The following is a 6207-nucleotide window of genomic DNA, read 5'->3' as shown; positions in this document are numbered from 1 at the left end:
TAGATGCTGCCGTTGTGACTTTGCAATGTAAGGAATTGAAGAATGAAAGTGATGAATGGGCTGTGCGATTGCGTTATGCATATGCCGATGCGCTAGCAGCGGCCGGAAGGTTGGATGAGGCCACCGAGTGGTTTGTAAAGTGTGCCGCGATTGATCATGAAGAATCTACTGATGCACAAGAGCGGGCCGAGAAATAATTATCCACACTCATTAGTAATCAGTACCCAATTGTTATAGCCCTCAACCATCATCGCGACCGCATGAGAATCAACTCACATGCACGACCGCGCATGAAGGGCTCACCATGTCACCAGTTTCTAAGAGTGTCAGTAAGAAGAAGTCGCGGAAAATTGCAGCTACCGAGGAGATGGAAATTGATTACTCGCTGAACGATCTCTTGCTTCGAGGCCGCGTTTCGGCGCCAGCCACCAGTAAGGAATTGCCGAGTGGCGATAAAGTTGTTGAATTCAGGCTCATCATTACTCGAACAGAGCGAGAGGGAGTAGATACTCTCGATATTGCCGCATGGAGTGCCAAGAGTCGAAAGATTGCCCTGACTCTGGAAGGCGACGAGTGGGTCGAAATCTCCGGCTCTATCCACCGACGGTTTTGGCAGAGTCCAACGGGAGTTGCTAGCCGTTGGCAGATTGAGGCCGATGAAATTCTTCGCCTTTAGCTTCACCGCGTCGCAGAGGTAAAATCGCTACGCTAAGCCCATGGGTAAAAACCAACCGTCGGAAATCTTTTCAACGCTAAAGAGTTACGCCCAGAAGCTCTCAGATGGTGAGCGCACACCTGCCGAGGTCGCGACTGCGCTAAATGACTGGGCCAAGGAGAGCGCCGATTCAGTCAAGGGGCGAATCCAGGACGAGGTTGAGGCTGCGGTTTCAAAGATGGGCTTTGTCAAGCGGGAAGAGTTCGATGCACTTGCCGCCGAAGTTAAACGTTTAAAGAAGGCTCACTCAAAAAAATCTGGCGGCAAGAAGACCACGACAAAGAAGAAGGAAAGCAAAAAATGAGGGAAGAAGAGTTGGATTTGGTGCAAAAGGTACGAGAAGAACTGGAAGAGATCGAAGTCAGTGACATCTCTGAGCACTCTGCTCGCTTTGAATCACTCCATGAAAAATTGCAAGAGTCACTTAAGTCAATCGATAATCTCTAGCGAGCTGCCATGAAAACCCGTTTGGATGCTGAACTAGTTCGCCGTGAATTAGCACGCTCGCGTGAGCATGCGGCAGATCTGATTGAATCTCGTTCGGTACTTGTTAGCGGTATTCCAGCGACGAAGCCAGCATCCCAGGTCGATGCCGAGACCTCGATAGTTCTGCAAGGTGACAGAGATGATTTTGTCTCACGTGGTGGCCACAAATTGGCAGGCGCCCTCGATGTCTTTACCGGGGTAGAGATAGCCGGACGTACATGTTTAGATGCAGGAGCCTCAACCGGTGGTTTCACCGATGTCCTATTACGCCGTGGAGCAAAGTTGGTCGTTGCTGTTGATGTTGGATACGGGCAGCTGGCGTGGGAGTTGCGACAAGACGCTCGAGTAAAGATTCTTGATCGAACAAATATCCGCCACTTAACTGGTGATCAAATCTCGGAAGATATTGATTTAGTCGTGGCAGATCTTTCCTTTATCTCGCTATCACTTGTCTTACCGGCGCTGGCGGCGGTTTCAAGGCCTGATGCTGATTTTGTCTTAATGGTCAAACCGCAATTTGAAGTTGGTCGTGAAAAATTAGGAGCCGGTGGCGTTGTCAGAGATCCTGCCTTGCGCAGAGCAGCCGTGCTAGATATTGCAGAGTCGGCCTACGATGTTGGACTCGGAACGCTAGGAATTGCCGCAAGTCCGCTACCTGGGCCGGCTGGCAATGTTGAATATTTCTTATGGTTACGACGTGGTGCCCCTGAAATTAATGAGCAAGCACTCGATGACGCGATTGCTGCAGGGCCAGAATAATGAGTATTCGCAGCGTCGCCTTTCTGGTTAACCCAACGCGCCCAGAAGCCATTAGCGCTGCAGCGCAGTTAGCGCCACTTCTCTTCTCAGCCGGATTCTCGCTCTACACAATTTCTGATATTGCTATCGAAGGAATCAAGAAAGTTGCCGCAGCGGATCTGCCAGAGATTGAGTTAGCAGTAGTACTTGGTGGTGACGGCACCATTCTTCGAGCGGCAGAGGTCACCCTGACCCGCAAGATTGCGCTACTAGGAATTAATTTAGGACATGTTGGTTTCCTTGCTGAAGTAGATCGGCCAACAATAAAAGCGATTGCGCAGAGCATTATTGAGAAGAGCTATGTAGTTGAGAACCGAATGGTGCTGCAATTTGAAATTGAGCGCGGCGGAAAAGTTGTCTCGACCGGTTGGGCATTGAATGAGGTCACTGTTGAACGCGATGCCACGACCATGGTTGAACTCTTTGTCGAAATTGATCGTCGCCCCTTATCGCACTGGGGTTGCGATGGAGTTATTTGCTCAACTCCAACTGGCTCAACTGCCTACGCATTTAGCGCTGGCGGTCCAGTTTTATGGCCCGAGATTGAGGCGTTAGTGCTCTTGCCGATTTCAGCGCACGCACTCTTCTCCAGACCAATGGTGGTTTCACCTAAATCAGAGATCATCATTACGGTGGAATCAGCTGCTGCATTGTTATCAGCCGATGCTCTTCGCAAGATTCCGTTGCAGCTAGGTGACAGAGTAATTATTACCCGCGATGAGCGCACCATTAAGTTAGCTCACGTCTCAGCTACTCTCTTTACCGATCGTCTTGTGGCTAAGTTCAAGCTTCCCATTGAAGGTTGGCGCGGTGAGTGAACGCTCCTTCCTAGAAGAGATATCAATCCGAAACCTCGGAGTCATTGAGCAATCAGAACTTGAGTTAGGTCCAGGGCTCAATGTTCTCACCGGTGAAACCGGCGCCGGCAAGACCATGATTCTTACCGCGCTCTCATTAGTCCTTGGTGGCAAGAGTGACAGCGCATTAGTTAGACATGGCGCAGATCGACTCAGCGCCTCGGCAACGTTCGCTATCGCCGCATCACAAGTTCAAGGGCTAGAAGAGTTAGGCGCACAACTCGATGCCAACTCACTAATTATTTCTCGTACTATTAACGCGGATGGAAAAAGTAAGGCGCTCTGCGGGGGAGTCACAGTTCCAGCAGCAACACTGGCTACCATTTCTCAGAATTTGATTGAGATTCATGGCCAATCCGCGAACGCACAGATTACTAAAACTTCAACGCAGCGAGAACTACTGGATCGCTTCGGGGGCGCTGCGATTGCTGCCGCTCTGACTGCCTATCAACTCAGCTACGGCAACTATCTAGAGCTCAAAGCGCGGTTAGCTGAGTTAAAGAGTTCGTCAAGTAAGCGCGATTCTGATATCGCACAGCTTCGAGAATTCATTACTGCCTGGGCATCATTAAAAGCTGTTCGCGATGAGTGCGCTGCAACAGATAATGAAATAAATCGACTCTCCAGTGTTGAAGACCTTCGCCTGGCAAGTCAGAGCGCCCAAGACGCTTTGGAGACCGAAGAAGCGGGAGCACTTACGCTTTTGCATACGGCAAGACGAGCGCTGGATTCGGTTAAATCCAAAGATTCGCGGCTGGAATCTATCGCCGACCGCGTTAGTGAAGCGGTATTTATTTTAGATGATGCCGCAACTGATCTCGCCTCCTACTCAACTGGGCTCGAGGCAGACCCACGAAGACTTGATGCGCTTAATGAACGCAAATCACAATTGAACGCTTTTATTAAGCAGTGGGGCGAGGGCGCCAGTGGCGATGAAGAACTTGTCTCACTCGCTGCAAAAGCCAAGAATGGTAAGGAAGTCATCGCTGACCTTGAAGGCGGAGATGATCGAATTGCTGAACTTGAATCCTCGCTGACACATGCAAAGAAAGACTTACTGAAGCAGGCGAAGACGCTGACGGAAGTGCGATCAAAGAGCGCTAGAACTCTCTCTGACTTGGTGACGATTGAGATACATGCACTTGCCATGCCACATACTCAATTTTTTGTGGAGGTGACTTCACCTGATTATTCATCGAACTTGAAGGAGTCAGATTTCACCCAGCTTGGATGTGACGAGATTTCGATGTTGATTCGCGCTCATCTTGATGGGCCAAAAGTAGCCTTAGGTAAAGGTGCCAGTGGTGGTGAAATGTCGCGCATCATGTTGGCTCTGGAAGTAGTTATTGCCCAAACACATCCGGTAGGAACATATATTTTCGACGAGGTAGACGCTGGTGTTGGCGGTAAAGCGGCAATTGAAGTGGGAAAACGGCTGCATCAACTTTCTAAGCAAGCCCAAGTAATTGTGGTAACTCACTTGCCGCAAGTTGCGGCCTGGGCTGATACCCATTTTGTGGTAAAGAAAAGTAGTGACGGCGCTGTTGTCGCAGCAGGTGTGGCTAAAGTCGAAGATGCTGATCGCGTGGAAGAGATTGCTCGAATGCTCGCCGGGCTAGAAGAGTCCACCAGCGCCCGTGAACACGCGAGTGAACTTTTGGCGCTGCGCGGATAGGGCTCAATTTAGTGATAGGTTGGTCTTCCATGAGCCAGCCGCATGTGACTAAACATATTTTCGTAACTGGCGGAGTCGTCTCAAGTCTCGGTAAAGGCCTCACCGCATCATCTTTAGGCCGCCTTCTAGTAGCTCGTGGCATCCGCGTAACTATGCAAAAGCTGGACCCGTATCTGAATGTGGACCCAGGCACCATGAATCCCTTCCAACACGGAGAGGTATTTGTCACCGATGATGGCGCCGAGACAGATTTAGATATTGGCCACTATGAACGCTTCCTGGATCGCGACCTGGAAGGTTCGGCAAATGTCACCACAGGTCAGATTTATTCACGAGTAATTGCACGCGAACGACGCGGTGAGTATCTAGGTGAAACCGTACAAGTGATTCCCCATATCACCAATGAAATTAAAGAGCGCATGCTGGCGAATGATTCAGCTGATGTCGATGTTGTTATTACCGAAATCGGCGGAACGGTCGGAGATATCGAATCTCAGCCATTTCTTGAAGCAGCCCGTCAACTTCGTCAAGATGTTGGTCGTGACAATGTTTTTTATCTACATATCTCGTTGGTTCCATATATTGGTCCAGCAGGTGAACTAAAGACGAAGCCAACGCAGCACAGCATCGCTGCCCTTCGTAGCATCGGTATTGCACCGGACGCTGTTGTCTTGCGTTGTGATCGCCCGATACCGGCAGGGATAAAGAAGAAGATTTCACTGATGTGCGACGTTGATGTCGAAGCTGTTGTTGCAGCAGTCGATGCTCCATCAATTTACGATATTCCAAAAGTGCTTTTCAGTGAAGGTCTTGATTCATACATAGTCCGGCGATTATCTCTTGGTGGCCACGAAGTTCAGTGGGGAGAGTGGGATGAGCTGTTGCAGAAAGTCCATCACCCGGCGCTTTCGGTCAGAGTCGCACTCGTTGGCAAGTATATTGATTTGCCAGATGCGTATTTATCGGTCTCGGAAGCACTTCGCGCTGGGGGATTTGCAAATGATGCAAAAGTTGAACTTGTGTGGATTCCTAGTGATGATTGTGAAAGCGAAGCGGGTGCAAAGAAAGCCCTTACTGGCATCGATGCAATCTGCGTTCCCGGTGGTTTCGGTATTCGTGGAATTGAGGGAAAACTCGGTGCGCTAAAGTTTGCGCGCGAGCAGAGGATTCCAACGCTGGGACTCTGTTTAGGTCTGCAGTGCATGGTCATTGAAGCAGCTCGAAACTTAGCGGGAATAGCCGATGCTAACTCAGCCGAGTTCACTCCTGAAAGTGGAACGCATGTGATTGCAACGATGGATGATCAAAAGAACATTGTCGCGGGCCAGGCTGATATGGGCGGTTCCATGAGACTAGGTCTATATAAGGCAGCCCTGGCACCAGGTTCCATCGTTGCGGGCGTCTATGCAAGTAATGAAATTTCGGAACGTCACCGCCACAGATATGAAGTTAATAATAAGTACCGTGATCAAATCGCATCAGCTGGCTTAGTCTTCTCCGGATTCTTTAAGGAGCGCGATTTAGTTGAGTTTGTTGAATTACCTCGCGCTGTTCATCCATACTATGTTGGAACGCAGGCGCATCCGGAGCTACGATCACGGCCAACAAGACCGCATCCACTCTTTGTCGGGCTTATTGCTGCAGCACTTGCGCAGAAGAAGTAGGTAAAGCGCGGG

The 6207-nt window shown here is 49.9% G+C and carries 7 protein-coding genes and 1 pseudogene; all 8 read left to right on the top strand.

Features of this window, described 5'->3' with window-relative positions; all coding sequences use genetic code 11:
* A pseudogene (locus tag AC9UEP_RS02780) lies at window positions 1-197 on the top strand (hypothetical protein); the annotation flags it as partial.
* A 107-nt stretch (window positions 198-304) separates the two neighbouring features.
* On the top strand, window positions 305-676 hold the full coding sequence (locus AC9UEP_RS02775) for a single-stranded DNA-binding protein (RefSeq protein WP_509543792.1): 372 nt from the start codon (window positions 305-307) through the stop codon (window positions 674-676).
* Between the two features lie 40 nt (window positions 677-716).
* Window positions 717-1019 carry a hypothetical protein gene (locus AC9UEP_RS02770; protein WP_509543790.1) on the top strand — a complete coding sequence of 101 codons (303 nt, stop codon included), beginning with the start codon at window positions 717-719 and terminating at the stop codon, window positions 1017-1019.
* Window positions 1016-1162, top strand: a complete 147-nt coding sequence (locus AC9UEP_RS02765; RefSeq protein ID WP_509543789.1) for a hypothetical protein — start codon at window positions 1016-1018, stop codon at window positions 1160-1162. The genes AC9UEP_RS02770 and AC9UEP_RS02765 overlap by 4 nt, the downstream gene beginning before the upstream one ends.
* A gap of 9 nt (window positions 1163-1171) precedes the next feature.
* Window positions 1172-1960: a TlyA family RNA methyltransferase gene (locus AC9UEP_RS02760; RefSeq protein ID WP_509543787.1), complete on the top strand. Its 789-nt coding sequence runs from the start codon at window positions 1172-1174 to the stop codon at window positions 1958-1960.
* Window positions 1960-2817 (top strand): NAD kinase, encoded by an 858-nt coding sequence (locus AC9UEP_RS02755; protein WP_509543785.1) that lies wholly within the window; start codon window positions 1960-1962, stop codon window positions 2815-2817. Before AC9UEP_RS02760 ends, AC9UEP_RS02755 begins: the two co-directional genes overlap by 1 nt.
* On the top strand, window positions 2810-4531 hold the full coding sequence (gene recN, locus AC9UEP_RS02750) for a DNA repair protein RecN (RefSeq protein WP_509543783.1): 1722 nt from the start codon (window positions 2810-2812) through the stop codon (window positions 4529-4531). Before AC9UEP_RS02755 ends, recN begins: the two co-directional genes overlap by 8 nt.
* A 29-nt stretch (window positions 4532-4560) precedes the next feature.
* On the top strand, window positions 4561-6195 hold the full coding sequence (pyrG, locus tag AC9UEP_RS02745) for a CTP synthase (RefSeq protein WP_509543782.1): 1635 nt from the start codon (window positions 4561-4563) through the stop codon (window positions 6193-6195).
* The last annotated feature ends 12 nt before the right edge of the window (window positions 6196-6207 follow it).

The organism is Candidatus Planktophila sp. (genome assembly GCF_040402315.1).
GTDB lineage: Bacteria > Actinomycetota > Actinomycetes > Nanopelagicales > Nanopelagicaceae > Planktophila.
This window is presented reverse-complemented; position numbering and strand designations above follow the sequence as displayed.

Coding starts and splice junctions, on each gene's coding strand:
- AC9UEP_RS02775 (WP_509543792.1), top strand. CDS start 305: ATGTCACCAGTTTCTAAGAGTGTCAGTAAGAAGAAGTCGCGGAAAATT.
- AC9UEP_RS02770 (WP_509543790.1), top strand. CDS start 717: ATGGGTAAAAACCAACCGTCGGAAATCTTTTCAACGCTAAAGAGTTAC.
- AC9UEP_RS02765 (WP_509543789.1), top strand. CDS start 1,016: ATGAGGGAAGAAGAGTTGGATTTGGTGCAAAAGGTACGAGAAGAACTG.
- AC9UEP_RS02760 (WP_509543787.1), top strand. CDS start 1,172: ATGAAAACCCGTTTGGATGCTGAACTAGTTCGCCGTGAATTAGCACGC.
- AC9UEP_RS02755 (WP_509543785.1), top strand. CDS start 1,960: ATGAGTATTCGCAGCGTCGCCTTTCTGGTTAACCCAACGCGCCCAGAA.
- pyrG (WP_509543782.1), top strand. CDS start 4,561: ATGAGCCAGCCGCATGTGACTAAACATATTTTCGTAACTGGCGGAGTC.